The sequence below is a fragment of the Ruegeria sp. C11 genome, assembly GCF_056537725.1.
This window is the reverse complement of sequence record NZ_JBQFSB010000006.1, coordinates 84,473-108,743: the sequence shown is the minus strand read 5'-3', so window position 1 is coordinate 108,743 and position 24,271 is coordinate 84,473. Positions and strand designations below refer to the sequence as shown.

At 59.3% G+C, this 24,271-nt stretch carries 24 protein-coding genes and 1 pseudogene; 8 read left to right on the top strand and 17 right to left on the bottom strand.

The features are described from left to right. Window positions 1-89 precede the first annotated feature (89 nt). Window positions 90-1,736, bottom strand: coding sequence for an electron transfer flavoprotein-ubiquinone oxidoreductase (locus ACR0NA_RS12685; protein ID WP_480729384.1), 1,647 nt, complete (start codon window positions 1,734-1,736; stop codon window positions 90-92). Window positions 1,737-1,872: 136 nt separating this feature from the next. Beyond that, window positions 1,873-2,328, bottom strand: coding sequence for a redox-sensitive transcriptional activator SoxR (gene soxR / locus ACR0NA_RS12680; RefSeq protein ID WP_480729383.1), 456 nt, complete (start codon window positions 2,326-2,328; stop codon window positions 1,873-1,875). A gap of 85 nt (window positions 2,329-2,413) precedes the next feature. Here soxR and ACR0NA_RS12675 point away from each other — a divergent pair, with 85 nt between their 5' ends. The 3 genes from ACR0NA_RS12675 to ACR0NA_RS12665 all read left to right on the top strand — a co-directional run bounded on the left by ACR0NA_RS12675 (window position 2,414) and on the right by ACR0NA_RS12665 (window position 4,415). Then, window positions 2,414-2,794: a VOC family protein gene (locus ACR0NA_RS12675; protein ID WP_170654609.1), complete on the top strand. Its 381-nt coding sequence runs from the start codon at window positions 2,414-2,416 to the stop codon at window positions 2,792-2,794. A 135-nt stretch (window positions 2,795-2,929) separates the two neighbouring features. Then, window positions 2,930-3,400: a transcription elongation factor GreA gene (gene greA / locus ACR0NA_RS12670; protein WP_170654607.1), complete on the top strand. Its 471-nt coding sequence runs from the start codon at window positions 2,930-2,932 to the stop codon at window positions 3,398-3,400. Between the two features lie 13 nt (window positions 3,401-3,413). Beyond that, entirely contained in the window at window positions 3,414-4,415 is a 1,002-nt protein-coding gene (locus ACR0NA_RS12665) for a hypothetical protein (protein WP_480729382.1), read from the top strand. Here the strand turns inward: ACR0NA_RS12665 and ACR0NA_RS12660 are convergent. The 6 genes from ACR0NA_RS12660 to ACR0NA_RS12635 form a co-directional block, all read right to left on the bottom strand. Continuing rightward, entirely contained in the window at window positions 4,378-5,025 is a 648-nt protein-coding gene (locus tag ACR0NA_RS12660) for a GNAT family N-acetyltransferase (RefSeq protein ID WP_480729381.1), read from the bottom strand. The two genes, ACR0NA_RS12665 and ACR0NA_RS12660, sit on opposite strands and share 38 nt — an antisense overlap. Next, window positions 5,022-7,067, bottom strand: coding sequence for a molybdopterin-binding protein (locus tag ACR0NA_RS12655; protein WP_480729549.1), 2,046 nt, complete (start codon window positions 7,065-7,067; stop codon window positions 5,022-5,024). Before ACR0NA_RS12655 ends, ACR0NA_RS12660 begins: the two co-directional genes overlap by 4 nt. Window positions 7,068-7,087: 20 nt before the next feature. Further along, complete coding sequence (gene mobB, locus ACR0NA_RS12650) at window positions 7,088-7,579, bottom strand: molybdopterin-guanine dinucleotide biosynthesis protein B (RefSeq protein WP_480729380.1); 492 nt, start codon at window positions 7,577-7,579, stop codon at window positions 7,088-7,090. Then, window positions 7,576-8,220, bottom strand: coding sequence for a molybdenum cofactor guanylyltransferase MobA (mobA, locus tag ACR0NA_RS12645; protein WP_480729379.1), 645 nt, complete (start codon window positions 8,218-8,220; stop codon window positions 7,576-7,578). The genes mobB and mobA overlap by 4 nt, the downstream gene beginning before the upstream one ends. 61 nt (window positions 8,221-8,281) lie before the next feature. After that, on the bottom strand, window positions 8,282-9,235 hold the full coding sequence (locus tag ACR0NA_RS12640; protein WP_480729378.1) for an AEC family transporter: 954 nt from the start codon (window positions 9,233-9,235) through the stop codon (window positions 8,282-8,284). A 112-nt stretch (window positions 9,236-9,347) separates the two neighbouring features. After that, the gene (locus ACR0NA_RS12635; protein WP_480729547.1) at window positions 9,348-10,238 is read right to left on the bottom strand and encodes a formate dehydrogenase accessory sulfurtransferase FdhD; all 891 of its coding nucleotides are present in this window, start codon (window positions 10,236-10,238) and stop codon (window positions 9,348-9,350) included. A 49-nt stretch (window positions 10,239-10,287) separates the two neighbouring features. Between ACR0NA_RS12635 and ACR0NA_RS12630 the strand changes: the two genes are divergently transcribed. Both ACR0NA_RS12630 and ACR0NA_RS12625 read left to right on the top strand, forming a co-directional pair. Further along, window positions 10,288-11,004 carry an AzlC family ABC transporter permease gene (locus tag ACR0NA_RS12630; RefSeq protein WP_480451558.1) on the top strand — a complete coding sequence of 239 codons (717 nt, stop codon included), beginning with the start codon at window positions 10,288-10,290 and terminating at the stop codon, window positions 11,002-11,004. Next, complete coding sequence (locus ACR0NA_RS12625) at window positions 11,001-11,333, top strand: AzlD domain-containing protein (RefSeq protein WP_480729377.1); 333 nt, start codon at window positions 11,001-11,003, stop codon at window positions 11,331-11,333. Before ACR0NA_RS12630 ends, ACR0NA_RS12625 begins: the two co-directional genes overlap by 4 nt. On the opposite strand, the gene ACR0NA_RS12620 is transcribed toward ACR0NA_RS12625, so the two are convergent. The 7 genes from ACR0NA_RS12620 to ACR0NA_RS12590 form a co-directional block, all read right to left on the bottom strand. After that, window positions 11,322-11,954 (bottom strand): hypothetical protein, encoded by a 633-nt coding sequence (locus ACR0NA_RS12620; protein WP_480729544.1) that lies wholly within the window; start codon window positions 11,952-11,954, stop codon window positions 11,322-11,324. The two genes, ACR0NA_RS12625 and ACR0NA_RS12620, sit on opposite strands and share 12 nt — an antisense overlap. 17 nt (window positions 11,955-11,971) lie before the next feature. Next, window positions 11,972-12,106, bottom strand: a complete 135-nt coding sequence (locus ACR0NA_RS12615) for an aa3-type cytochrome c oxidase subunit IV (protein ID WP_170654591.1) — start codon at window positions 12,104-12,106, stop codon at window positions 11,972-11,974. 66 nt (window positions 12,107-12,172) lie between these two features. Then, window positions 12,173-12,733 (bottom strand): hypothetical protein, encoded by a 561-nt coding sequence (locus ACR0NA_RS12610; RefSeq protein WP_480729376.1) that lies wholly within the window; start codon window positions 12,731-12,733, stop codon window positions 12,173-12,175. Continuing rightward, window positions 12,720-14,558 carry a glycerophosphodiester phosphodiesterase family protein gene (locus tag ACR0NA_RS12605; protein WP_480729375.1) on the bottom strand — a complete coding sequence of 613 codons (1,839 nt, stop codon included), beginning with the start codon at window positions 14,556-14,558 and terminating at the stop codon, window positions 12,720-12,722. The genes ACR0NA_RS12610 and ACR0NA_RS12605 overlap by 14 nt, the downstream gene beginning before the upstream one ends. A gap of 64 nt (window positions 14,559-14,622) precedes the next feature. After that, window positions 14,623-15,075 (bottom strand): DUF6173 family protein, encoded by a 453-nt coding sequence (locus ACR0NA_RS12600; protein WP_170654586.1) that lies wholly within the window; start codon window positions 15,073-15,075, stop codon window positions 14,623-14,625. Between the two features lie 3 nt (window positions 15,076-15,078). Next, window positions 15,079-16,125: an MBL fold metallo-hydrolase gene (locus tag ACR0NA_RS12595; RefSeq protein ID WP_480729542.1), complete on the bottom strand. Its 1,047-nt coding sequence runs from the start codon at window positions 16,123-16,125 to the stop codon at window positions 15,079-15,081. Beyond that, window positions 16,125-17,828, bottom strand: a complete 1,704-nt coding sequence (locus ACR0NA_RS12590) for an acyl-CoA dehydrogenase (protein ID WP_480729374.1) — start codon at window positions 17,826-17,828, stop codon at window positions 16,125-16,127. Before ACR0NA_RS12590 ends, ACR0NA_RS12595 begins: the two co-directional genes overlap by 1 nt. A gap of 136 nt (window positions 17,829-17,964) precedes the next feature. Between ACR0NA_RS12590 and ACR0NA_RS12585 the strand changes: the two genes are divergently transcribed. Then, complete coding sequence (locus ACR0NA_RS12585) at window positions 17,965-18,915, top strand: L-threonylcarbamoyladenylate synthase (protein WP_480729373.1); 951 nt, start codon at window positions 17,965-17,967, stop codon at window positions 18,913-18,915. Here ACR0NA_RS12585 and ACR0NA_RS12580 read toward each other — a convergent pair. Next, window positions 18,916-19,473, bottom strand: a pseudogene (locus tag ACR0NA_RS12580) (YqgE/AlgH family protein); the annotation flags it as partial. 142 nt (window positions 19,474-19,615) lie between these two features. On the opposite strand from ACR0NA_RS12580, the gene ACR0NA_RS12575 reads away from it, so the two are divergent. Both ACR0NA_RS12575 and ACR0NA_RS12570 read left to right on the top strand, forming a co-directional pair. Then, entirely contained in the window at window positions 19,616-20,428 is an 813-nt protein-coding gene (locus ACR0NA_RS12575; RefSeq protein WP_480729372.1) for a protein-disulfide reductase DsbD domain-containing protein, read from the top strand. Between the two features lie 3 nt (window positions 20,429-20,431). Next, window positions 20,432-20,872, top strand: coding sequence for an NUDIX hydrolase (locus ACR0NA_RS12570; RefSeq protein ID WP_480729371.1), 441 nt, complete (start codon window positions 20,432-20,434; stop codon window positions 20,870-20,872). On the opposite strand, the gene ACR0NA_RS12565 is transcribed toward ACR0NA_RS12570, so the two are convergent. After that, the gene (locus tag ACR0NA_RS12565) at window positions 20,873-24,268 is read right to left on the bottom strand and encodes an efflux RND transporter permease subunit (RefSeq protein ID WP_480729370.1); all 3,396 of its coding nucleotides are present in this window, start codon (window positions 24,266-24,268) and stop codon (window positions 20,873-20,875) included. It lies immediately after the preceding gene. Window positions 24,269-24,271 lie beyond the last annotated feature (3 nt).

Here is a 24,271-nt window from a genome sequence, read left to right as displayed (position 1 = left end):
ATTGTCGTTGTCTGACGGATAAGCTAGGGCCTGCGGAACAAAGAGGCAATGGCAGAGCTTTCACGTCCCCGCCATCGCCCGTTTTTTGCTTACATGTTCGGATAGTTCGGACCGTCCCCACCTTGCGGTGTGGTCCAGGTGATATTTTGGCTGGGATCCTTGATGTCACATGTCTTGCAGTGAACACAGTTCTGGAAGTTGATCACGAATCGCGGACCCTCTTCATCTTCGACCATTTCATAGACACCCGCCGGGCAGTAACGTTGCGCGGGTTCGTCGAATTTTGGCAGGTTGACCTTAACCGGAATTTCGGGGTCGGCCAAGCGCAGGTGGCAGGGCTGGCTTTCCTCGTGGTTGGTTGCGGCAAAGGACACGTTGGTCAAACGGTCAAAAGACAGCGTGCCATCGGGTTTCGGATAGTCGATGGGCTTGTGCTTGCTGGCGTCTTCGGTCGATTCCGCATCATTCTTGCCATGGCCCAACGTACCGAACAGCGAGAACCCAAAGGTGTTGGTCCACATGTCCAGACCACCAAACACCAACGAGGCCGTCAGGCCCCACTTGGACCACATCGGCTTGACGTTGCGCACTTTCTTGAGGTCGCTGCCGATGGCGCCATTGCGGACTTCGGTCTCGTAATCGGTCAGTTCATCACCCGAGCGCTCGGCCTTGATGGCATCATACGCGGCCTCGGCTGCGGCTTTGCCCGACAACATGGCGTTGTGGTTGCCCTTGATGCGCGGGACGTTGACCATGCCCGCCGAACAACCCAGCAGCGCCACACCCGGCGCGACCAGCTTCGGCATCGACTGATAGCCGCCCTCGGTAATGGCACGGGCACCATAAGCCACGCGTTTGCCACCTTTCAGCAGCTCGGCCACCATCGGATGATGCTTGAAGCGCTGGAATTCCATGTAAGGATACAGGTGCGGGTTCTTGTAGTTCAGGTGAACCACAAAACCGACATAAACCTGATTGTTCTCAAGGTGATAGATGAACGATCCACCCCCGGCATTGCCGCCCAGCGGCCAGCCCATGGTGTGCGTAACTGAGCCTTCTTTGTGCTTGGCCGGGTCGATCTCCCAGATCTCTTTCATGCCGACGCCGTATTTCTGCACTTCCTTGCCCGCGGACAGGTCGTACTTGGCGATGACTTCCTTGGACAGCGAACCACGGACGCCTTCCGACAGGAACACGTATTTGCCGTGCAGCTCCATGCCCGGCTCGGTGTTCGGACCGTACGAGCCGTCTGCTTCCAGACCAAAGACGCCAGCCACAACACCTTTGACCTCGCCGTTTTCGCCATAAACCACTTCGGAACAGGCCATGCCGGGGAAGATTTCAACGCCCAGTTCTTCTGCCTGCTCCGCCATCCAGCGACAGACATTGCCCATCGAGACGATGTAGTTGCCGTGGTTGTTCATCAGCGGCGGCATCGGGAAGTTGGGGATGCGGATCTGGCCCGCTTCACCCAGCATATAGAAGTTGTCCTCTTGTACCGGCACGTTCAGCGGTGCGCCCTTTTCTTTCCAATCCGGGATCAGCGCGTCCAGACCGCAGGGGTCAAGAACCGCACCCGACAGGATATGCGCGCCAACTTCGGAGCCTTTTTCCAGCACAACAACGTTCAGGTCGGCATCCAGCTGTTTCAGACGGATGGCCGCCGACAGGCCCGCGGGGCCTGCGCCCACGATAACCACATCGTATTCCATCGCTTCGCGTTCAATCTCGGCCATCGCGGGCTCCTTAGCTAACTTTCCGAATTGGCGCTTTCACCGCATGGTTGGCGCAATTTTGTTTCACGGGTGATTACCCGTTGTGAAAGTGTCTGGTCAATCGAAACACGGCGTAAAACTGCCGCAATGCGGCATATCAATCCTCTGGCGCGTCACCCATCAGGTATCTGGGACCGCTACCATGCGTTTTTGCACGGTCATCGGGGTTGTAGAGGGCACATTTGGGCAGGCTGAGGCACCCGCAGCCGATGCATCCATCCAGATTGTCGCGCAACCGAAGCAGAGTATCGATTCGCTGGTCCAGATGCGCACGTAGCCTGACGCCGATGTCTTTCCAGTCCTGCGGCGTGGGGGTGCGATTGCCCGGCAGACCAGACAATACCTCTCGGATTTCGGGCAGGGTCAGGCCGAATTGCTGTGCGATCATCACGAAGCTCAGGCGCCGGATATCGGCGCGCTGATACCGCCGCTGCCCGCCAGCGTTGCGCCAGGGTGCAATCAGGCCCTGCGCCTCGTAATACCGGATGGCTGAGACCGCCAGCCCAGTCCGCCGGGCCAATGCCCCGATTGCCAGTCCTTCAGAAACCGCCATACGACCCTCACAATTATCTTGACCTAAAGTTAGGTTTAGAAATTACGGTGAGTCGGGACAAGCCTGAAACGGAAAGGATGACCACATGATGGCGACACTTGAACACACCAATTTCACCGTGCGCGATCCAAAGGCCACGGCTGAGTGGATGCAGGATGTATTCGGATGGAAAACCCGGTGGGAAGGTCCGGCGATTGCGGGCGGATACACCGTGCATGTGGGCAGTGCGCACACGTATCTGGCGCTTTATGCCCCCGGTGACCCGAAACCTTCGGGTGAGAGCAGCTATGACATAGTTGGTGGCCTGAACCATGTGGGTGTGCTGGTCGATGACATCGACGCGACCGAGACCAAAGTGCGGGCCGCCGGGTTCGAGCCGCACAATCACGCCGACTACGAACCGGGGCGGCGATTCTATTTCGACGACGACAATGGCATCGAATTCGAGGTTGTTGCCTATGATTAGGCTGTAATCCGCGCCAGTTATCACTGACCTCTTGCAATTTGCGCGCCATTTGGGTCAGGTATTCAGCGACCCAATCTGTCGCCCCGACGCTTTCGTGCGGCGGGGCGACACAATTTTTGCGTGGACGAAGAAAAAATGGAAAAGATCCCCATGACGCCTGCGGGCTTTGCCGCGCTTGAGGCAGAGCTGAAGACCCTCAAATCCGAAGAACGCCCGGCCATCATCAAGGCCATCGCCGAAGCACGCGAACATGGTGATCTTTCGGAAAACGCCGAATACCATTCGGCCCGCGAAAAGCAGTCCTTTATCGAAGGCCGCATCAAGGAACTTGAGGGGACCCTGTCGCTGGCCGACGTGATCGACCCCAAAAAACTGTCTGGCGCGATCAAGTTCGGCGCCCGGGTCACGCTGGTCGACGAGGATACCGACGAAGAAAAGACCTGGCAGATCGTGGGTGAACACGAAGCAAACATCGAAAACGGTCTGCTGAACATCAAGTCACCGATCGCCCGCGCCCTGATCGGCAAGGATGAGGGCGACAGCGTCGAGGTACGTACACCGGGCGGTATGCGGTCTTACGAAGTTTTGAATATCCAGTACTCCTGACGGAGCAGTTATCATGTCCGGGCCCAACTCAGACCGGGAATCCGAGCGACCGACATCTCTGGGCATCTATGACCGGCCCGGCAACCCGTCCATCACGGGGATTGAGATTGCGGCCGTTGCACTCAGCCTGATCTGGCTGGTGGTTTCCGTTATCTTTCTGGTATTGCCGGGCGAAACCCGGAGCGGCGGGTTTATCGTCGCGCTTCTGGCTGTCTTCATGCCGGTTGCCATGATCTGGGTTGCCGCGCTGGCGATGCGTGCCAGCCGGGTCATGCGCGAAGAAAGCGAGCGGTTGCAAACGGCGATCGACGCCATCCGGCAGGCCTATGTCATCCAACAGCAAAAAGCGGCCAGCGCCTATGAACCGGCCGTCAACCAGAAGCTGGATGAAATCGCGGAAGCTACCAAAAAGACCGAAGAAGCGCTGGTCACCTTTTCATCGAAACGGCACGAACCCACACGGGCCACTCAGCCCCCAGACCCGTCGTCGCAGGACGACCAGACATCGCTGGAGCTTGGCACATCGGCCGAGGAAATTGCCCCGCCGCTGACATCCGAGACGTTCATCCGCGCCTTGAATTTTCCGGAAACGCCCGAAGATACCGAAGGGTTCGCCGCATTGAAGGCAGCCCTGAAGAACAGAAAGACGGCACAGCTGATTCAGGCCGCGCAGGATGTGCTGACCCTGCTCAGTCAGGAAGGCATCTATATGGACGATCTACGCCCTGACATGGCGCGACCCGAGATCTGGCGCCAGTTTGCGCATGGTGCGCGCGGGCGGGCGGTTGCCTCGCTGGGGGGTATCCGGGACCGCTCGTCCCTGGCGCTGACGGCCGGCCGGATGAAGCAAGACCCGATCTTTCGCGATGCGGCGCATCACTTTCTGCGCCGGTTCGACCATATGATCGTCGCGTTCGAACCAGAAGCCAGCGACGCGGAACTGACCGCGCTGGGGGAAACGCGCACGGCGCGGGCGTTCATGTTGCTGGGCCGCGTGGCGGGAACGTTTGACTGAGGTCGCTATCTGTCACCGGCTCGGCATCGACCGACCAGATCATCCGGGTCGCTTTGCTGAAACCAAAGATGTATTTGAACGGGCCGGTCGTTTCCTCGCCTTTGGGTAAGAACCCTTCACGCTCGTACAGGGCGCGGGCGCGGGGATTGGTGTCGATCACGTCAAGCTGCACTTCGCGCATTCCTGCACGCCGGGCTTCTTCCTTGATCGCAGCCAGAAGTGCCGTGCCCACACCTTGGCCGCGGGCGGCTGCGTCGACGAATATCCCATCCATCTGAAAGACATCCGGCTGAAGTTTGCGTTCCAACACACCCAGAAGCAGACCCCGCCAAGTGGCCCCGAACCAGCCGTAGACACGCGCCAGATCTGTCATACTTCCTTCGGCCAGCCCGCCTGCATCGGTTTTGAATCCGGCCAGACCCAACATTCTGCCATCGGCATTTCGGGCCACCAGGGCAAAGTCCGGGTTCAGCGCCTGCTGAAAAAACTGCAGACCCTTGCTGTCCGGCCCCATGACCCGGTTCAGCTTGGCCGCGAAGGCCTGCCAGAACAGCGCCGCCGCCTGCGCGCGCTCTTGATCCGAGAACCCGCGTGAGACCGAAACCGTCACAAGCCGAAGCTTCCATAGGGAATGAACCGCACGGGATCACCCGGTGTTATGTGGCACTCACCATCCCCGATCTCGACAAGACCTTCAGCCCAGCTCAGGCCGCTGATCCGTCCGGACCCTTCTGATCGGAAAACTTCGACCCGACCCTCCCTTACGCGGGCGCGCAGATATTCACGGCGACCCGGCTTCTTGCGCTTTTCAAACGCGGCGGGCAGGTCAAAGCCCTGCGGTACCTGCCAGCCTTCGCCAGCCATCAGACCAAGGGCGGGGCGGGCGAATATCAGAGTGCAGACCATCGCCGCCACCGGATTTCCCGGCAATCCAAAAACCGGTGTTTGGTTCCATACGCCCAACGCCAGAGGGCGCCCCGGTTTGAGGGCAATACGCCATTCCTGCATGGCACCGGCCTCGCGCAGCAAGGCCGAAACGTGATCTTCATCTCCTGCAGACGCCCCGCCGCTGGTCAGGATGACATCGGCCTTGCCTGCCGCTTCATCCAGCTTGTCTTTCAGAACGGCCCGATCATCCGCGACCCGGCCGATATCCACCGCCGTGAAACCCAGCCTTTCGATCATCGCCAACAGCATCGGGCGATTGGCATCGTAGATCTGGCCGGGCCCAGCAGCGGCGCCAGGTTCGACCAGTTCATCCCCGGTCGACAGCACGGCCACCCGCAATGAGGTGCGTACAGGTACCTCGGCCACCCCCACAGCAGACAAGAGCGCCAGATCAGCAGGTGTGAGCCTGCGGCCCGCTGTCAGCGCGATGTCCCCTGCGGCGACATCTTCGCCCGCACGCCGCATATTGGCCCCCTGCTTTAGCGGGCCGTGAAAGGCGATGTGGTTGTCCTGAACCGTCACATCCTCTTCCAGAATGACGGTATCCACCCCATCCGGCAGGGCCGCACCGGTCAGAACCCGCAGGGCGTGGCCCCTAGGGACAGTGCCGTCATATGGTATCCCGGCAGCCGAACGCCCTTCGGTCAGCGGCAATACATGCGCGCCTTCGGGCACTGCCCCCGCAAAGCCATACCCGTCGACCGCCGTGTTCGGCTGTGGTGGGTTGGATCGCAGCGCAGTAACATCACCGGCTAGAACGCGACCTGACGCGTGGGCCAGTGGTACCGTCTGAATCCCCGCGATCGGGCGCAATCTGTCCCGCAGAAGGTCCAGAGCCTCGTCAACAGGTGTCCAGTTCACACCTGCCGGTAACGCGAAGCAGTCGTTTCTGAGCGGTGGTGGGGAAATATTCGGTTTGTCCTGTGTCACACCCAGTATCCAGCCTTCCTCTGACGCGCTGACATCCAATTGGATCGCCAATTCCTCAACCGGCAAGCGGGCCAGAGTCAAGGTGACCTGTTCCACCTGCCAAGCATCCCTGATCCGGTTTGCGGGTTCCTTACCAAGATTCAACGAAGGCCAGACCTCGACAAACGCAACAGGTTTATCCAAGGTCTCGAACGGCCAGACGGCCACCTTTCCGGCGAAGCGGCTCCTCAGCCGGGAAAGCACGGGCAATCCCATCATCACCTGACCGCCAACAGCCCCGGCGCCTGCCATTTGCCAACACGTGAAACTGCCTTTGGCCAGATGTTCAACCGCGCGACGATCGGGGAACGGGTTGCGATAGTTGGATTTGTTACGCGGCAAACCTGCAATGTCGCGTTGCAAGGCGTTCATCCAGAACGGCCCCTTTCCGCCAAATCCACGATTTATTTCACCGGCCAGATCGAACCGGTTGTTCCTGCCTGGCGTGTCTTCGATCCGGGCCTCGAACCATGCCCACATCTCCAAAGGATCGTCCGAACCCGTCAACGCCCGCGCAAAGCCCTGCGGATAGCCGAAGGGGAAATCAAAGCCCAGAAACAGGCGGCGGCCCGCAGCCAATTCCGCCGCGATCAGCTCAGCCAGCCAGTCCTCGGCCAGTTTCCGGTTGCGCAGATATACCGGCTCTTCCGCCACGCCATCCCGCGCTATGCAGGCCCAGATTGCATCCTTGCAGGGGCGCGGGCCTGTATCATTTCCACCAGACCAGTCCACCATGGCAAAGGTCTGAAACGGTATCACAACCCGACCTCCCGGAGAATGAAATCCGCGATACCTGCGGTGTCGTTCAGGTCGAAAACCGGGCGATCCAGATTCAGTGGCGAGTCACTGGCCACGGCGCGGATCGTATCATCATCGGTCGCGATCAGCGGCTGTCCCGGTTCGGCCCGATGGGTTTCGATCTTTGGGTGACGCTCGCGTTTGTAGCCTTCGATCAACACCAGATCGACGGGTGAGAGACGCCCCAGTAAATCCTTCAGCAGAGGCTCGGGCGCACCGCGCAATTCCTGCATCAGGGCAATACGGTATTGCGAGGCCAGCAAGACCTCGGCCGCCCCTGCCTGACGATGCCGATAGCTGTCGCGACCCGGCTGATCGACATCGAAGGAATGATGCGCATGCTTTATGGTCGAGACGGTGAAACCTCGTGCGGTGATTTCCGCCACCAGGCGCTCCATCAACCCTGTCTTGCCGGTATTCTTCCATCCGGTCACGCCATAGATTTTCATGCCTTCTCCAGCATCTTGTGCGCCAGTTCCAGATCATCGGGCGTGTTGACATTGAAGAACGGATCAAACGGGTCCGCGGGGAACAGCGCCTCGCGCCCGTCATGCCTGTCGGTCCACAACACGACCTTGCGCAGCCCGTCCTTCAGCGCCGCCCGCAGATCGTCCCGCAGGGCGACAGGCCAGAGGCCGAAGGTCGGATGTCGGTTCACGCGCTTACCTCCACCGGATTTCAGCGCCTCATCCCCGGTGCGCGGCGTCGTGGCCAGAACCAGCGGATGGGTCTGCCCCTGCGACGCCTGCACCAGCCGTTCAACCAGATTACGCGGAAAGAACGGCGTGTCGGCAGCGGCGGTTACAATACGGTCGGCCCCCTGTCCGGCAGCCCAATCAAGCCCGGCAAGAACCCCGGCCAGAGGTCCGGCAAAACCTTCGACGGTGTCAGCAAGCACAGGCAGGCCTAGATCCGAAAACCGTTCGGGATCGCCGTTGGCATTCAGCGCAAGACCGTCCACTTGCGGTCCCAGGCGGTCGATCACATGCGCGAGCAGGCTTTTTTGACCTAGCTGAAGCAAACCCTTGTCACCACCGCCCATTCTGGTGGCAAGCCCGCCTGCAAGGATGATGCCAAGAGTCTGCTGCATTCTCTATCCCCAAGATTCAAACCGATAACCGGTCGCCACTTCGCGACGATCCACAATCTAATCAATTCAGTTGAAATGCCGAGGGGTAAAGCTGGTGGAGGACAAACAGCCACATGATCAGTGTCCCGATTGACAGGAAGGATGTAGAGGAAACGATATGGGCTGCAAGCTTGGGCTCCTGCTCATAGTGCTTGGCCAGCAGGAACACGTTCTTCGCCGTCGGAACCGCCGAGGAAACGGTTGCCGCGATCGTCCACAACGGGTCCAGCCCGATCAGATGGGCAGCCAGCAGCACCAGCCCTGGCGCGGCGATCAGCTTTACAACGGTCAAAGACAAGATCATCGGCCCAGTCTGCACGATCGTGCGCACGCTGGTGGTAAACCCGATCGCAAACAGCGCCACGGCGGCCAACGCCTGGCTCAGCAGTTCCAGATAGTCCGAAACCGAATCCGAGAACCCGATGCCGGTAAACGAATACGCAACACCCAGCAAAGTCGCGGCGATAATCGGGTTTTTGAGAACGTTCAGGAATATCTTGTAGATCGGCGTCTTGGTGCTTGCCTTGTGCCCTGCCGAACTTTCCAGGATGGTTGTCATGACCAAAAGCAAAAGTGCAACGACCAGATTAGCCAATACCGCCGGCAACGCACCTTTCGAGCCGAAGATCGCGTGCAGAACAGGCAGGGCGACCAGCGCCGTGTTCGAGGCGACAGCGGCAAATGCCGCCACAGTTGCAGCACCGGTCTGCAGATGCACCACGCCCCTCAAACAGAAAAACAAAACGATGAACAGGGCCAGCAACGTTCCACCGTAGGAGATGTAGAAGCCGTAGTTGATGAGGTTCTCGAATTTCTCCTGCCCGATCAGATAGAACATGATGGCTGGGATCAGGACGTAAACCGCGAACTGAACCAATGCATCGGCGGTGTTTTCGCTCAGAAGCTTTGTCCACGAAAACACGTAACCCGTCAGGATAACCGCAAATACCGGCGCAATAAGATTGATCAGTTCCATGTCTCTCTCCGGCCGGAGCCTGTTCAAATTCTGTATCTGCGCCCTCCATAATAGGGCACATCTATAAGAATTCGCAGGATTTTCTTGAGACAGTTACCCTGAAAGGCAAAAATCAGGGCAAAGAGCTTTTTCTCTTATTCCGTTTTTCTTCGCTGGGAATGCTCGCCGGATCAACATCCCGAACCAGCCGATCCTCTCCTGACAGGCACACAAATCGCTGTCCGCGCATGCGGCCAATCAGGGTCAGGCCAACCTCGCGCGCGATCTCGACACCCCATGCGGTGAAGCCAGATCGGGACGCCAAGACCGGGATGCCCATCATCGCGGTCTTGATCACCATTTCTGAGGTCAGACGCCCGGTGGTGTAAAGGATCTTGTCCTCCGCCTGTTCACCTTCGGACAGCATCCAGCCAGCGATCTTGTCAACAGCGTTGTGACGACCGACGTCCTCCATATAAACCAACGGGCGATTTTCACGGCACAGGACGGTGCCATGAATCGCACCTGCCTCAAGATACAGCGACGGCGTGCGGTTGATTTTGGCCGCCAGGTCATAAAGCCACGAGGTGCGCACCTGTACCTGTGGCAGACGCACGTCTTCGAGCCCCTCCATCATGTCACCGAACACGGTGCCCACGGCGCATCCACTTGTGCGTGTCTTTTTCCTGAGCTTGTCCTCGTACGAGGTCTCACGTGCGGTTCGTACGACGACGGTTTCCAGATCGTCGTCATAATCGACACGTACGATTTCGTCGTCCGCAAGCAACATCCCCTGATTGCGCAGGAACCCAAGTGCCAGATACTCGGGATAGTCACCAATGGTCATCGCGGTCACGATTTCCTGCGAATTGAGAAATATCGTCAGAGGGCGTTCCTCGACCACCGAGATGCGACTGGCCTGCCCGTTCTGGTCCACGCCTTCGACCGCCCGGGTCAGACGGGCCGCGCCGGGATCCGGTGCGATGATATATTCCGTCAGGTCTGTTTCCGTGGCCAATTGCAACCCTTTCCCAAGCCCGCTACTGCTGATGCCGACACCATAGGATTTAGCCATGGCATTCACCACATCCAAGTCATACTTCTGGAAGGGTTTTCGGGACGGCTCGCCTTTTGTTTTCGTGGCCATTCCCTTTGGCACGCTTTTCGGCGTGTTCGCCACCGAGGCGGGGCTGGATATCGTTCAGACCATGGCCTTTACCGCAACCGTGTTTGCAGGGGCAGCGCAGTTTGCGGCGCTGCAATTGCTGCAGGACGGGGCACCAACGGCAATCGTGCTGGCCTCGGCCCTGGCGGTAAACCTGCGGATGGCGATGTATTCGGCCTCGCTGACGCCGTATCTTGGGGCGGCCCCGATGTGGCAGCGGGCCTTTGCGGCCTATCTGACTGTTGATCAGTCCTATGCCTGCTCGATCGTACGTTTTGAAAACGAACCTGATCTGACTGTACCGCAGCGGATGGCCTATTTCTTCGGCTCAGTCACGCCGATCACACCGCTGTGGATTCTGTCCACCTATCTGGGTGCGGTTCTTGGCACACAAATTCCGGAAAGCTGGGCGCTGGATTTTGCCCTGCCTATTACGTTTCTTTCCATGATCGGCCCGATGATGCGGACGATGGCTCATGTGGTGGCGGCGCTGGTTGCGATTGTGGTGTCCCTGCTGACCGTGGCGATTCCGTTTAATCTGGGCCTGCTGATCGCGGGTTGCGCAGGCATGATGGCCGGAGCGCAGGCAGAAGTGATGCTTGAGCGCAGAAAGGCAAAGGCATGACGCAGATCGACCCCACCACCATGTGGATCATCATTGTCGGGCTGGCAGTTGGCAGCTTTACATTGCGGTTCGTGTTCATTGGCTTTGTCGGCGACCGCCCGATGCCGCCGTGGCTGTTGCGCCACCTCAGGTACACGGCAGTAGCCATCCTGCCCGCTTTGATCGCACCATTGGTTGTCTGGCCCTCGGCAACCGGTGGGGAAGCCGATGTGCCGCGGATGAGCGCAGCGACGGTCGCGCTGGCAGTGGGGCTGATAACGAAAAACGTACTGGCGGCGATCTTTTCCGGTGCCGCCACGCTGTACGGGTTGTTGTACCTACTCGGTTGACGCCCGGTCCAGCTCGTTCAGTTTGGCGTTGTTCGCTGCCAGACCTTTCTGCAGGTCGGCATCATCGTATTCATAGTAGGTTTCGGTCACTACGCCGGGGATTTGCCCGAACTGGTCCGACAGCTTTTTCGGCTGGTACACCACATCTATCTGCTCGAACCCCGGCACCTGTTGCAGGATGCGCGCGGTGTAGTTCGCGCAAAACGCGCCAGGAACCGGCCCGGTCTGTTTAGCCAACTGATAGGCGATTTCGGCCTGTTGCGGCGTTACCTGCAACGTCTGAATGACCGCGTGGTGGGTGGAACGCGCATGAGACGCCCGATACGCCTGTTCAACCGCCGGAGTGATTCCATAAAGCACATCATCCTTAACCGGTACGATGTCTGCTTGAAACGAACCCGCCGGGTCGAAAATCACACGCTCACGCGCATTGATCATCAAAGAGGTGTGCGCGCCCTGCCCCGTACGGTTGTTGATCATCGTATAGAGCGTAAGCGTCGAAGGACCCGGATCGCGATAAGACCGGGCAACGATCTGTGCCGGATCACCCTCGGGACGTTTCGATCCCGCGCACCCTGCAACGGTTGCCGCCAGAAGACAGGCAATCAGAATTCTGAGCACAGACACACCCGTTCAGATCAGGAGGTGAACACAGCCATGAAAAGCAGTATGAAAAGGATGACCGCAACGGTCCATGTTGTGAACTTCACAAACCCTTCAAAGGTCTTTGTCTGAACGGTGATGTCCATTTCGCCGTGCTTGTGTTCAGCCATTTCAGAATCTTTCCTATTCGCGTGTTTATTTGGTGGATAATGCAAAAAAATGCGACTGTCACCACGTCATTCGCGCGCAGGCACCATGGATTGCAAAGGTGTACAACCCGGATATCCAAATCCCCAGCGCCAGGGCAGGCCGGTGCAGGGGCCGCCACCAAACCGCACTGCAAGATACATCGACCCGGCAATCGTCGAATAGGCCGAGCGCACCTGTTCCGGGGTCATCTGGTATCGAATGGCGAATTCATCGGCGCGTTGGTTACCGTCCTCGATCACACATGCTTTCAGCGCCTCATCCGCAGCCAGACGGGCCTCAAAGCTGTCTTCGGCGCTCGAGGCGCCTGCGGCATTGTGATAGGCCCGGTCATGGATCACACAACAAGCCTCCCATGGGGGTGAAGAGTCGTGCATTTCACCGAATGCGGGGAAGGTATCGGCCACAAGCCGCCAACTGGACGACAGGCCACCGGAACAGCCGTCCGTTTCGAACGGCACAAGTTCACCCGTTTCCAGCACCTCGATCAGGGCGCGGTGGCCGGGCATTTCAACCGTACGTATGAGGTCCTGGCTGGCCACCGGCGCTGCCATTAGCAACAGGCCCAGCGCAAGATCACGGGTTTTCATCACGCATCGCCTCGGTATCGACAGACAGACCGAACTCTGTCGCCAGCCACAAAAGCAGGCGTTCCGCCGGGCCCATTTCGGCACGCACCCGCAGAACCTCGTTCGCCATGGCAGGCCTGTCGGTGATCAGGCCGTCCACACCCATCGAGACCATGGCGGACATCTGCAGCGGGTCGTTGATGGTCCAGACGTAAAAATCCTTTCCCGCGTTCTGAACCGACCGGATCAGACCGGGTGAAGCCATGTTTGCGTTGACAGCGACGAAATCACCGTCAAGCCCTGCCAGATCGCCCACAGCCGTTGCCGCCAGAATCCCGACGCGCCAGTCCGGGCGCAGTGCCCGCATCTTCTGAACCGCCGGATATTTCAGGGACATGATGGCAATGTCTTCTTCCATACCCAGTTGCTCGACAATCTCAGCGACGCGATTCTCCAGATCGACGTCGTGGCCATAGTATTTAAGTTCGATAATGACCTTGGCCTTACCTCGCGCAGCAGCCAGAACATCGCGCAGTGTTGGCGTGCGTTCATCTGCGTATTCGGGGCCAAACCAACTGCCGATGTCGATATCGTCCAGATCGGCCATTGTTGCGTCCCAGATCTTGAGGTTCACCCCTGCCAGCTTCATGAAATCGCTGTCATGGGCAACGACAACAACACCGTCCGCTGTTTCCTGAACGTCGATCTCGACCCAGTCGGCGCCGTCATCGATAGCTTTCAGGACAGATGCCATCGTGTTTTCAGGCCGTAAAGCCGCCGCACCGCGATGACCGATGACATCGACATCTTCGGCACCCTGGGATTTGGCCAGCAAGTCCTGACCAATCCAAATGCCCCCAAAAACTGCAACGGCGGCCAGAGCCATCAAGCCAAAGACCCGCCCACGCAGATTGCGGGGTTCAGGATGTGGCGGTTCGGGCGTTTCGATTTCGAAAAACCCATCCAGCAGAACTGCCAACGCCCCCAACGCAATGGCCGCCAGGACCAGCCCCGCAAGCGACCACAGCATGGCCACGATCAGGCTGACGACCAGTGCCAGCCGCAGGTTGGTCCCCTCCTGCAAAGGAACAAGGCCAAAAACCAGAGTGGCGAGCCCGCCGACCACCGCGGCAATTGCAACGCGGATCAACAGCCAAAGCACCAGTTCTATCTTGAGGCGACCACGCTTACCCTCCATCCGCCGCGCGCTTTCTTCAAACGCATCAGCGGGCGCCACCCGTTCGAACAGGACGAGGTGCAGCGACAAGGCCCAAGCGGAAAGTCGGCGGATCAATACCCAGGCGAGAATGGCAATGACAACGCCGATCAGCGCGACAGCGATCCAGAAAGACGGAGGATGGAAGGTCAGGTAATAGTTGATGTCGTATTCCGTCAGCGTCCACCACGCAATCAGCGCCGCAACCGCTGCGAAAGGAAGGACCAACAGCAGGACCTTCAGTACAAAGCGCACCGCAAAGCTAAGCAGATTGGGCAGTCGCGAAACAATCAGACCGATCGCGGAACTTCCCGCGCGCCACGGATCACGCTCACCCATCCGAAGGGACCCGGCCATGACGGAAAAGACCAGAACCTCGGCCAGCAGAAACAGGCTGAGGACCAGAACGGCCGAAACGAAACCAACCGGCGACAGAATAAAGGCTGCTATGTCCTGATCCGTCAGTGCCGTCTGATCAGACAGCGAAACCGCCAGATTGACCGCGATGGCCATTCCCGGCGCGATCAGCGCAATGACCAGCAGGCGCACCGCGATGTAGATCGGAACGAACATGCGCCGGCGCGCCCATGCTCCGGCGTAGGCGGTTGTAACGGCTGAAAAATGTGTCACGCGGCAAACTCCTGAACGATGCAATCATTCAAAGCTGCGCAACACTGAATTGCAAGCTAAGAGGTCATTCCTCTTCCAGATCTGCCGCCAGACGGAAACCGATGCGATTGGCCGGTTTGTCCTCGATCGATTTTGGCAGGGCGCGCAGCATCACGTTCAGCTGGCTGACATGCTGGACTAGCTGGGTTTTGCCCCCGGTCCCGTCCGAGCCATAGAATGTCACGATATCCGGATCGAAATACCCCATTCCTTCGATCCGCAGCACACCCGCATCGCCGCCGGTGAATCCCATGGCAACTTCCTGACTGTTGTCGAGCTGCTTTTCAAAGTTCTGAATGTATAGGATCAGACGCTCATAGGCCCATTGCGCCGGGCTTTTGGCCTCGACCGGCTTCTGCAGCGTCTTGGGCAGTTCCTTTGTACCCGAGTCCGCCTCCGAGTTCGCATGCACCTCATAACAGCGCGGCAGCGCCGCGGCCTCGGCAGCTTCGGCTGATGTTTCGATCTTGTCTTCCATCTCTTACCCTTTGCGAAGGTATTGCCACGCCCCGTCCGCGCGCCGCGACCGGGTTACCGATCCAATGTGGTAGAGATGGTTCAGGTGCGCAACCGCTTCGACCAAAGCAAGGCCATATTCCCCCTCGCCGATCGACCGCTTGAACAGCGGCACAAAACACTCCGCCGCGGTTTTCGGCGTATCGAGGTAGTCGGTCAACCTTCTGAGAGCGCCATGATGGTTGTCGATCAATTGCCGCATCCGCACCGGCAGGCCGGTAAAGGGCAGTTTGTGACCGCCTAGGGCCAGTTGATCGGGCCGGGCCAGCGGCTCCAAACGCTCGCAGGCCTCAAGCCATTCGGCAACAGGGTCGGCCATGGGTTCGGTGGCGTACACGCCTATGTTGGGACTGATCGAGCTGAGAATCTGATCGCCTGTGATGACGAGGTTGTCATCGCGGCTCCAGAGTGTCACGTGCTCGGGGGCGTGGCCATTGCCCATGTGAACGTCCCAATCGCGCCCGCCCATGCGAAACACATCGCCCTGACGGACGCGGGTAAAACCCAGCGGCATGGGATAAACCATATCGGCAAAATTGAAGGGCCGGTCGGACATCCGCTTTTGCAGCACTTCGGGCGCCATGCCCGCGCTGCGGTAGTAATCCAGCGTCTCTTCTGGCCATGTCTCCTGCACGTCAAGCGTCAGCATCCGCGCAAACAACCACGCCGTGCGGCTGGTGATCAGTTCGGCCCCATGTTCGGACTGGAACCAGCCCGCGTTGCCGATGTGATCGGGATGGTGATGGGTCGCCACAACGCGGGTCACCGGTTTGCCCGCCAATGGTCCCGCCATCAGAGTTTCCCAGATGCCCCGCGTCTTTTTCGACGAAAATCCGGTGTCGATCACCGTCCAGCCATCGCCGTCATCCAGTGCGTATACGTTCACATGGTCCAGCGCCATCGGCAGCGGCAGGCGCATCCACAGGGCGCCTTCGGCCACTTCGATGGCCTCACCGGGTGCTGGAGGTTCATCCCAAGGACTTCGCATTACCTTAGGCCGCGCGCCATCCATCACGCCACCAACTCGTCTGCGCTGAGCGCATACAGATCAGACGATCCGGCCTGCGCCCGAACCAGCAGGCCCGCGTGTTCGGGCAACAGCGCGTTGATATAATAGCGCGCCAGTTTGGCGCGTGGCCCTTCAGGATCGGCCAGCGCCGCTGTCAGGTGATAATGACCGCCCAGAACGCGCGCGAACGCCCGCAGATAAGGCAGCGCACCAGCAAATCGGTCGTTCATATCGCCCTGCGAGACCAGCCATTCGGTGGCTTCGCGCAGCGATTCCGTTGCCTCCCACACCGGACCGGCCAAGTCGGGCAGAACCGCTCGGGCGCTTTCGGCCTGATCCTCGATCTCATCCAGCAGGCGTGACGCGGCCTCACCCCCGTCCATCATCTTGCGCGCCACAAGGTCCATGGCCTGTATGCCGTTGGTGCCCTCATAGATCGCCGTGACGCGGGCGTCGCGGTAGAATTGCGCGGCACCGGTTTCTTCGATGAAGCCCATGCCGCCATGAACCTGCACACCGGTCTCGGCAACACGAATGCCGGTTTCGGTGCCAAACGCCTTGTCGATCGGGGTCAGCAATGCCGCGCGCGCGGCCCACTCGGCGTCGCCTGTGGCTTTTGCCATGTCGATCGCCACGGCGTTTGCCAGCAGAATCGCACGGGCAGCAAACACATCGGCCCGCATTTCCAACAGCATCCGGCGCACATCGGCGTGGTCGATGATCGTACCTGAAGGTGTCTTACCCTGCTTGCGCTCAAGCGCATAGGCCAGTGCGTGCTGATAGGCCCCCTCGGCAGAGCCGACGCCCTGACCGCCAACGCCGAGACGGGCGTTGTTCATCATGGTGAACATGGCCGCCATGCCGCCGTGTTCCTTGCCGACAAGCCAGCCTTTGGCGCCGTCATACTGCATCACGCAGGTGGGCGAGCCGTGCAGGCCCATCTTATGCTCTAGCGAAACCACCTTCAGATCATTCGCGACACCCGGATTGCCTTCTTCGTCGGGGATGTATTTCGGCACCAAAAACAGGGAAATCCCCTTGGTTCCCGGCACCCCATCAGGCAAACGCGCCAACACCAGATGGCACACATTTTCGCAGAAATCGTTGTCGCCCCAAGAGATGAATATCTTCTGCCCGGACACCGAATAGGTTCCGTCGCCGTTGGGTTCGGCTCGGGAAGACAAGGCACCGACATCCGAACCGGCCTGCGGTTCCGTCAGGTTCATGGTACCGGACCACTCACCCGAAATCAGCTTGGGCAGATAGAGTTGTTTCAACTCATCGCTGGCGTGGTGTTCCAGGGCCTCGATCTGGCCCTGACTCATCAGCGGCGCCAGTTGCAGCGACAGGCAGGCTGCGCTCATCATCTCGTTCACTGCGGTGGTCACCGTCATCGGCAGGCCCATCCCGCCAAATTCCGGATCGCCGCTGATTCCGATCCAGCCGCCTTCGGCAATCGCTTTCCAGCCGTCCGCATAACCCGGAGACGTCCGCAGAACGCCATTTTCCAGCCGCGCAGGCTCCAGATCGCCGGGGCGTTGCAGCGGGGCCATGATTTCTTCACACATCTTGCCGGCTTCCGTCAGGATGGCGCTGACCACATCAGAACTGGCTTCGGCGAAGCGGTCTGTCGCAGCGACCTGATCGAAACCGACCACATCTGTAAAAAGGAACTCGTAATCAGAGATTGGGGCGCGATACGGCATGGCTTCCCTCGGGGGCTGTCTGGCGTGGTGCACGTGCGGGCTTGGAATCCCCGGCACGCGTCGGTATTCATCGGGGCTTGGACGATTACCTATCCATCCGAATGTTTCAAGCAACCAAAACGCCGCGTCACCACTCATGATCCCCAACGGCACAGAATATCTGACTGCTAACGGCGCAAGCGTTACTCGCGCAGCGGAACTGCTGCGGCAGGGGCATCTGGTCGCCTTCCCGACCGAAACCGTTTACGGGCTGGGCGGCGACGCCCGCAATGGCGAAGCGGTTGCCGCCATCTATGCGGCCAAAGGGCGACCCAGCTTTAACCCGCTGATTGCCCATGTGGCGTCAGTGGAGGCCGCACAAAGATATGTCGAATGGACGGATGAGGCAGAGTGTCTGGCCAAGGCTTTCTGGCCGGGGCCGCTGACGCTGGTCTTGCCGCTGAAGGATGGCCACGGAATATCATCACTTGTTACCGCAGGCCTTGATACTCTGGCGGTGCGGGTCCCGGCGCATGAGACGGCGCGCAAACTGCTTTCCGTGTTCGACGGGCCGGTCGCCGCCCCATCGGCCAATCCGTCAGGCCGGATCAGCCCGACAACTGCCGCGCATGTCAGCGCGGGGCTGGATGGCCGGATATCCGCGATACTAGACGACGGCCCGTGCGGAGTAGGGCTGGAATCTACCATTGTCGGATTGGCGGGCGACCCCGCAATGCTGCGCCCCGGTGGAGTGGCTTCAGAAGAGGTCGAGGCTGCACTGTGCCGCAATCTGCACCGGCATAAGGCGGGTGATCAGCTGACGGCGCCCGGGCAATTGCTGTCCCACTATGCGCCCGATGCACCGGTGCGTTTGGATGCCCGGTTACGTCAGGGCGACGAAGTCCTGTTGGGTTTCGGTGCCGTGGATTGCGATCTGAACCTGTCGGTGGACGCAAATCTGAACGAAGCTGCGGCAAACCTGTTCTCGGCCCTGCATGAACTGGACCGGACAGGGCGCCCGATAGCGGTCACTCCGATCCCGGCTCACGGGCTGGGTGTTGCCATCAATGACCGGCTTCGACGGGCCGCAGCACCGCGCAATACCTGATCAAGCGTGCCCGGCGTTGGCGGACAGGGTCAGCGGGTCGACACCCAATGTGGCCAGCGCCGCTTCCCATTTTGCATCATCTTCGGTCTCGAAAACCAGATCGGTCGCAGCGTCGGCGGTCAGCCAGCCGTTCATCGAGATTTCATCCTCAAGCTGCCCGGGTCCCCAGCCGGAATACCCCAGCATCAGCATCGCCTGTTGCGGTCCGCGACCGGCGGCGATGTCTTCGAGAATATCCAGCGTGGCCGTCATTCGGAACCCTTCCGAGATTGCCATGGAATGCAGATTCGCCTCGTATTCCGCGCTGTGCAGGACAAACCCGCGCGACATCTCGACCGGGCCACCAAAACGCACCAGACGTTCCCCGATAGCCGGAATTCGGCAAGGAATATTCAACTGTGTCAGCAAACCTTTCAGACGCAGATCGGCGGGTTTGTTGATGATCAGGCCCATCGCCCCGTCATCCCCGTGGCTGCAGATGTAGATCACCGAATGGTCGAATCGCGGATCGCCCATCCCGGGCATCGCAATCAACAGTTTTCCGGTTAGGTCCATGTGCTGACAACTCTTGCTTGTTTCATTCCAAGAATGACCCTGCTAAGACGGTATTGGCAAGTAAAGACGCGCAATTCCGGCGAAAACGGCCCTTCTGACCTGAACGTGACTTGGCATTTCCGCCCGCACTGCGCATCTATAGAACATGACAGCGCGCATTAAATCCCTATCAGTCGTCTCGGCCATTTGCCTGGCTCTTGCCACATCGTCCTCTGCAGGGGGTGTGGACAAACTGGTGCAGCTGGAAATCCTGGACGGCGGACTGACTGCCAAAGGCACCTATATGGGCGCTATCCGCCTGACGCTGGCGGACGGCTGGAAGACCTATTGGCGGGCACCGGGCGACGCAGGCATCCCGCCGCATTTCGACTGGAGCGGTTCGCAAAATGTCAGCGACATCGAGATTACATGGCCCGCGCCATATGTCTTTGATCAGAACGGCCTGCGCTCGATCGGGTATAAGGATCAGCTTGTCCTGCCCGTTGAAATCACCCCGGCAAAGCCCGGCAAAGCGGTTCGGCTGAAAGGCGAAATGGATCTGGGTGTCTGCAAGGATGTCTGTGTGCCGGGCAATCTGGAATTCGACCACCGCCTGGACGCGCAAGCCGACCGCAACCCCGCCATTGCGGCGGCGTTGGCGCAACGGCCCTATTCCGCCAGCGAGGCTGGTGTGGCAAAGGCCAGTTGCCTTCTGAAGCCGACCGCCGATGGAATACAGGTTGAAGCGCACATCACCATGCCCTCGGCCGGTGGTGCGGAAGTTGCCGTCATCGAACCCGGCAATCCCGCAATCTGGGCGTCGCAGACCGAAACCCGAAGGCAGGGAAATAGGCTGGTTGCCAGCTCGGAACTGGTCAGCCAGTCGGGCGGAGCATTTGCACTGGATCGGTCCGAAGTTCGGATCACCGTATTGGGCGCAAATCATTCCGTTGACATTCAGGGTTGTGGTGCGGGCTGAGGGATGGCCAATACCCCATTGATCGGCGCGCTGGCCGTATTGCTGCATGAAGGCAGGGTGCTGTTGGTACAGCGCAGCAAAATGCCGGATGCCGGACTATGGGGTTTTCCCGGCGGACATGTGGAGTGGGGTGAAACCGCCCTTGACGCCGCGCAGCGGGAATTGCGGGAAGAGACCGGTATCGAGGCCGATCCGACGCATTATCTGGACAATCTGGATCTTATTCGCCGGGACGCAGAGGGACGTGTTGTCGCCCACTACCTGCTTGTTGGTGTGGCCTGCTCCTATGTTGAGGGCGAGCCAAAGGCGGGCGATGATGCGATAGACGCGCAATGGTTTCCGGTTGAGCAGATACGCGCCGGTGACCTTGCAATGAGTGCGCAGGTCATCGACCTGTTAGAGTACGCACTGGCCGTTCAGCATTCTGAGGCAAACCGCCACTGATCAGGTTTTTCTGCGGCCGGACAGGCGGGCGTACACAAGCGAAGATATCGTTACTCCGACAAGCAGGATCAGCATGGCGCCAATAACAAACTGGCCCAACGCGACGCGAATGACGTTCGCGTCACCTGCGTCAAACATCTGTAAGACCGACCAGGGCGCGCCTGTGATCAATGGCCAGATCATCGTTACCACCAGCCAGAGCAGCATCGCACACGCAGTTCCGGTTACCGCAATACGCACAGTCCGATCCGGTGCGCGCAAGGCACGGCGCATTGCCGTCATGGGCCGCGAAATATCACCCTGAATCGCAATCAGTGCGGGGACAAGAAGAAGAACAAGGAGCATCCCGAAACCCAGGCCATAAACCAAGGTGATCACTGTTGGCTTCAGAAACTGCGCCTGTTGCGATCCTTCGTAGAGCAAAGGCGTCAGGCCCAGAACCGTTGTCAGGGTGGTCAGCATCACCGGCCGCAAACGGTCAGCGGTCCCTTCGATGATTGATGGAACCAGTCCCCTGTCCTTCTGATAGGCGTCAATGGTCGTCACCAGAACAATGGAATCGTTTATGATGATCCCCGTCATCCCCAACAGGCCGACCACAGTAAACATGCTGAGAGGCACATCCCAGATGTAATGCCCCCAGATTGTTCCTACCAATCCGAAAGGAATGATTGCCATCACCACAAATGGCCGCGTCCAACTGGCAAACACCCAGGCCAGAACAAGGTAGATACCGGTCAAGCACAGGATCAGACCCGTTCGCGCCTCGGCAAGAAACCTGTCCTCCTGCTCGCTGAGACCCTCCAAGCGCCATTCCACCTGACGCTCGGTCGCGATGTTCGGAAGGATTTCCTGCCGCAAGGCACGTTCTATTTCGGCAGCGCGGGCCGGGTCGTCTTCGGAGATGTCGCCATTCACCGTGATGGTCCGCAGACCATTGACGCGCCGCACTGTCGAAAAGCCGGATACGCGCTTGACCGAGACGATATCCGCCAAGGGCACATACACCCCATCTGGTGTGCGCATCAAAGTCCGCTCAAGAAAATCGGCGGTCAGTTCTCCCTCGGGCAGTTCCACCCTGATTTCGGTGCTGCGCGGCCCGTCGGGGAAGGTCGCCGCCTCGATACCGTTCAGCCGGTTGCGCAGAACACGGCCCAGAGTTTCGATCCGGAAACCCAGCGCTTCGCCCTGCGCGGTCAGATCCAGTATGTATTCTTCCTTGTCATAAGCCATATCATCCTCAAGCGCCGAAACTTCGGGATATTTCACTAGCTCGGCTTGAAGATCCTCGGAGGCTGCCTTGAGTGTTCCGACCTCCGCGCCAAAGAAATTCACTTCGATGGCATCGCCGCCCGGACCCGACCGCCACCCCCGGAAACTAAGCACTTCGACCAGAGGATGCCTGACTGCGAATTCCTGTAACTCGCCCACAAATTCAAAGCTGGAATAGGGGCGCAAATCGGCGTCGATCAACTCGATTGAAATGCCACCCAAAAGATCGTTGTCCTTGCCCTGCGCGGCCGACAACCCGTACCCGGCGGAACCGCCGACTTCTGCCAGCACGTAATCAATCGGATTTCGTCCATGTCGTTCTTCGTAGATTTTTCCTAGTTCTTCCGTCGCCCGCTGCAATTCCTGCATCATTTCCATCGTATCGGACCGCGTGGCTCCTTCGATCATGATGAAATTGCCGGTGACCGATCCGCGTTCGGGCGCATTGAAGAACCGCCAGTGCACATCTCCCCGGATGAACAGGGAAATCTGGCTGGCAAGAATGGCGATCATGGCCGCTAGAACCACGTACCGCGCCTGGATAACCCATGTGATCAATCGCCGGAACAGAGTGTCACGAACCCATCTGAAGCCGCGGTTGACGACGCGGTTGGGCAGATCATACCAATGTTCTTTTGCCGAATGCTTGATGGCGTGCGCCATATGGTTGGGCAGGATCAGAAAGCACTCGACCAGCGACGCGATCAACACCGCGATCACGGTGAACGGAATATCGCGGATCAGTTCTCCGAACCGCCCGCCGATGGATGTAAGGCCAAAGAAAGCGATCACCGTCGTCAGTGTCGCTGCAAACACCGGCATCGCCATGCGCCGGGCTGCGCGCTCGGCGGCGACGACCGGCGGTTCGCCCAGTCGACGGGCGCGGAAATCGGCATGCTCTCCGACGACGATGGCATCATCGACAACAATGCCCAGCGTGATGATCAGGCCAAACAGGGACACCATGTTGATCGACAACCCGCCGATATACATCAGGGCAATGGCCGCGAACATCGCCACCGGAATTCCGGCAGCGACCCAAAAGGCGATACGCGCATTCAGAAACAGGAACAGAAGACACACGACCAGACCAAGACCGACCAACCCGTTGTCGACAAGTATATTCAGCCTGTCCGAAATCGCCTGCGCCCGGGTGCGGATCAGTTCAACCGTTATACCCTCGGGCAGGCTGGCCTGCATCTCCGAAACCGCCCGTTCGACCGTGCGCTGAATTTCGATTGCATCGCCCTGATCCGACCGATCCACCCGCACGGACATCGCAGGATCGTCGCCAACATAGTACCCGCGTTCGCGCGTTGTGCCTTCCACCCGGATTTGTGCCAGGTCACCGACAACCAGTTTGGAGCCGTCCGGGTAGGACCGCAGAACAATACTCTCGATCTCTTCGGGCTTTCTTTTTTCGGCGCCGGTGCGAATGCGGGCATTGGCACCGGTCACATCGCCGGCAGGGCTGGCCGTCACCTCAGCTGCAATGGCAGATGCAATGTCCACCATGCCGATATCATTGGCGATAAGCTGTGCAGTTGGCACCTCGACAACGATGCGCGGGGCTGCCAGCCCGCGGATCGTGGTCCGCGTCACGCCCACGTCGAACAATCGGGTAATCAATTCATCAGTAAATTGCGCAAGCTGGCTGGTTTCGACCGGGCCGGTCAGGACCACATCGGTTACGCGGTCCCGCCATGCCGCCCTGCGAATATTCGGCTCATCGGCATCTTCCGGCAGGTTCGTTACACCATCGATTGCGGTCTTCACCTCTTCTACCGCGCGCGCCATGTCCCAGTTTGGCTCGAAATCAAGCCAGATCTGTGCCCGGCCTTCCGTTGATCGGGCCCTCGTTTCGTTTACGCCTTCGACGGTCAGCAGCACCGGCTCGAGCACCTGAACGATACCGTTATCAACATCTTCCGGACCGGCACCGTCCCACTGAACCGTGATATCGACCCGTTCGAGTATGACGTCCGGAAAGAACTGCGCACGCATATTGGGGATCGAGGCGGCCCCCAAAACCAGCATCACCAGCAGCAAAAGGTTTGCCAGGGTGCGATGCCGCGCAAAATAGCTGAGGATACCGCTGGCCGTACCGGGGATCTCACGGATCATGCC

Excerpts from the sequence above, each read along its gene's own strand:
- ACR0NA_RS12600 (WP_170654586.1), bottom strand. The coding sequence starts at position 15,075 with ATGGAAGACAAGATCGAAACATCAGCCGAAGCTGCCGAGGCCGCGGCG.
- ACR0NA_RS12595 (WP_480729542.1), bottom strand. The coding sequence starts at position 16,125 with ATGGATGGCGCGCGGCCTAAGGTAATGCGAAGTCCTTGGGATGAACCT.
- mobB (WP_480729380.1), bottom strand. The coding sequence starts at position 7,579 with ATGAAAATCTATGGCGTGACCGGATGGAAGAATACCGGCAAGACAGGG.
- ACR0NA_RS12590 (WP_480729374.1), bottom strand. The coding sequence starts at position 17,828 with ATGCCGTATCGCGCCCCAATCTCTGATTACGAGTTCCTTTTTACAGAT.
- ACR0NA_RS12610 (WP_480729376.1), bottom strand. The coding sequence starts at position 12,733 with ATGAAAACCCGTGATCTTGCGCTGGGCCTGTTGCTAATGGCAGCGCCG.
- ACR0NA_RS12675 (WP_170654609.1), top strand. The coding sequence starts at position 2,414 with ATGATGGCGACACTTGAACACACCAATTTCACCGTGCGCGATCCAAAG.
- ACR0NA_RS12615 (WP_170654591.1), bottom strand. The coding sequence starts at position 12,106 with ATGGCTGAACACAAGCACGGCGAAATGGACATCACCGTTCAGACAAAG.
- greA (WP_170654607.1), top strand. The coding sequence starts at position 2,930 with ATGGAAAAGATCCCCATGACGCCTGCGGGCTTTGCCGCGCTTGAGGCA.
- ACR0NA_RS12565 (WP_480729370.1), bottom strand. The coding sequence starts at position 24,268 with ATGATCCGTGAGATCCCCGGTACGGCCAGCGGTATCCTCAGCTATTTT.
- ACR0NA_RS12630 (WP_480451558.1), top strand. The coding sequence starts at position 10,288 with ATGGCATTCACCACATCCAAGTCATACTTCTGGAAGGGTTTTCGGGAC.
- soxR (WP_480729383.1), bottom strand. The coding sequence starts at position 2,328 with ATGGCGGTTTCTGAAGGACTGGCAATCGGGGCATTGGCCCGGCGGACT.
- ACR0NA_RS12685 (WP_480729384.1), bottom strand. The coding sequence starts at position 1,736 with ATGGCCGAGATTGAACGCGAAGCGATGGAATACGATGTGGTTATCGTG.
- ACR0NA_RS12665 (WP_480729382.1), top strand. The coding sequence starts at position 3,414 with ATGTCCGGGCCCAACTCAGACCGGGAATCCGAGCGACCGACATCTCTG.
- ACR0NA_RS12570 (WP_480729371.1), top strand. The coding sequence starts at position 20,432 with ATGGCCAATACCCCATTGATCGGCGCGCTGGCCGTATTGCTGCATGAA.
- ACR0NA_RS12585 (WP_480729373.1), top strand. The coding sequence starts at position 17,965 with ATGATCCCCAACGGCACAGAATATCTGACTGCTAACGGCGCAAGCGTT.
- ACR0NA_RS12655 (WP_480729549.1), bottom strand. The coding sequence starts at position 7,067 with ATGGTGGACTGGTCTGGTGGAAATGATACAGGCCCGCGCCCCTGCAAG.
- mobA (WP_480729379.1), bottom strand. The coding sequence starts at position 8,220 with ATGCAGCAGACTCTTGGCATCATCCTTGCAGGCGGGCTTGCCACCAGA.
- ACR0NA_RS12625 (WP_480729377.1), top strand. The coding sequence starts at position 11,001 with ATGACGCAGATCGACCCCACCACCATGTGGATCATCATTGTCGGGCTG.
- ACR0NA_RS12575 (WP_480729372.1), top strand. The coding sequence starts at position 19,616 with ATGACAGCGCGCATTAAATCCCTATCAGTCGTCTCGGCCATTTGCCTG.
- ACR0NA_RS12640 (WP_480729378.1), bottom strand. The coding sequence starts at position 9,235 with ATGGAACTGATCAATCTTATTGCGCCGGTATTTGCGGTTATCCTGACG.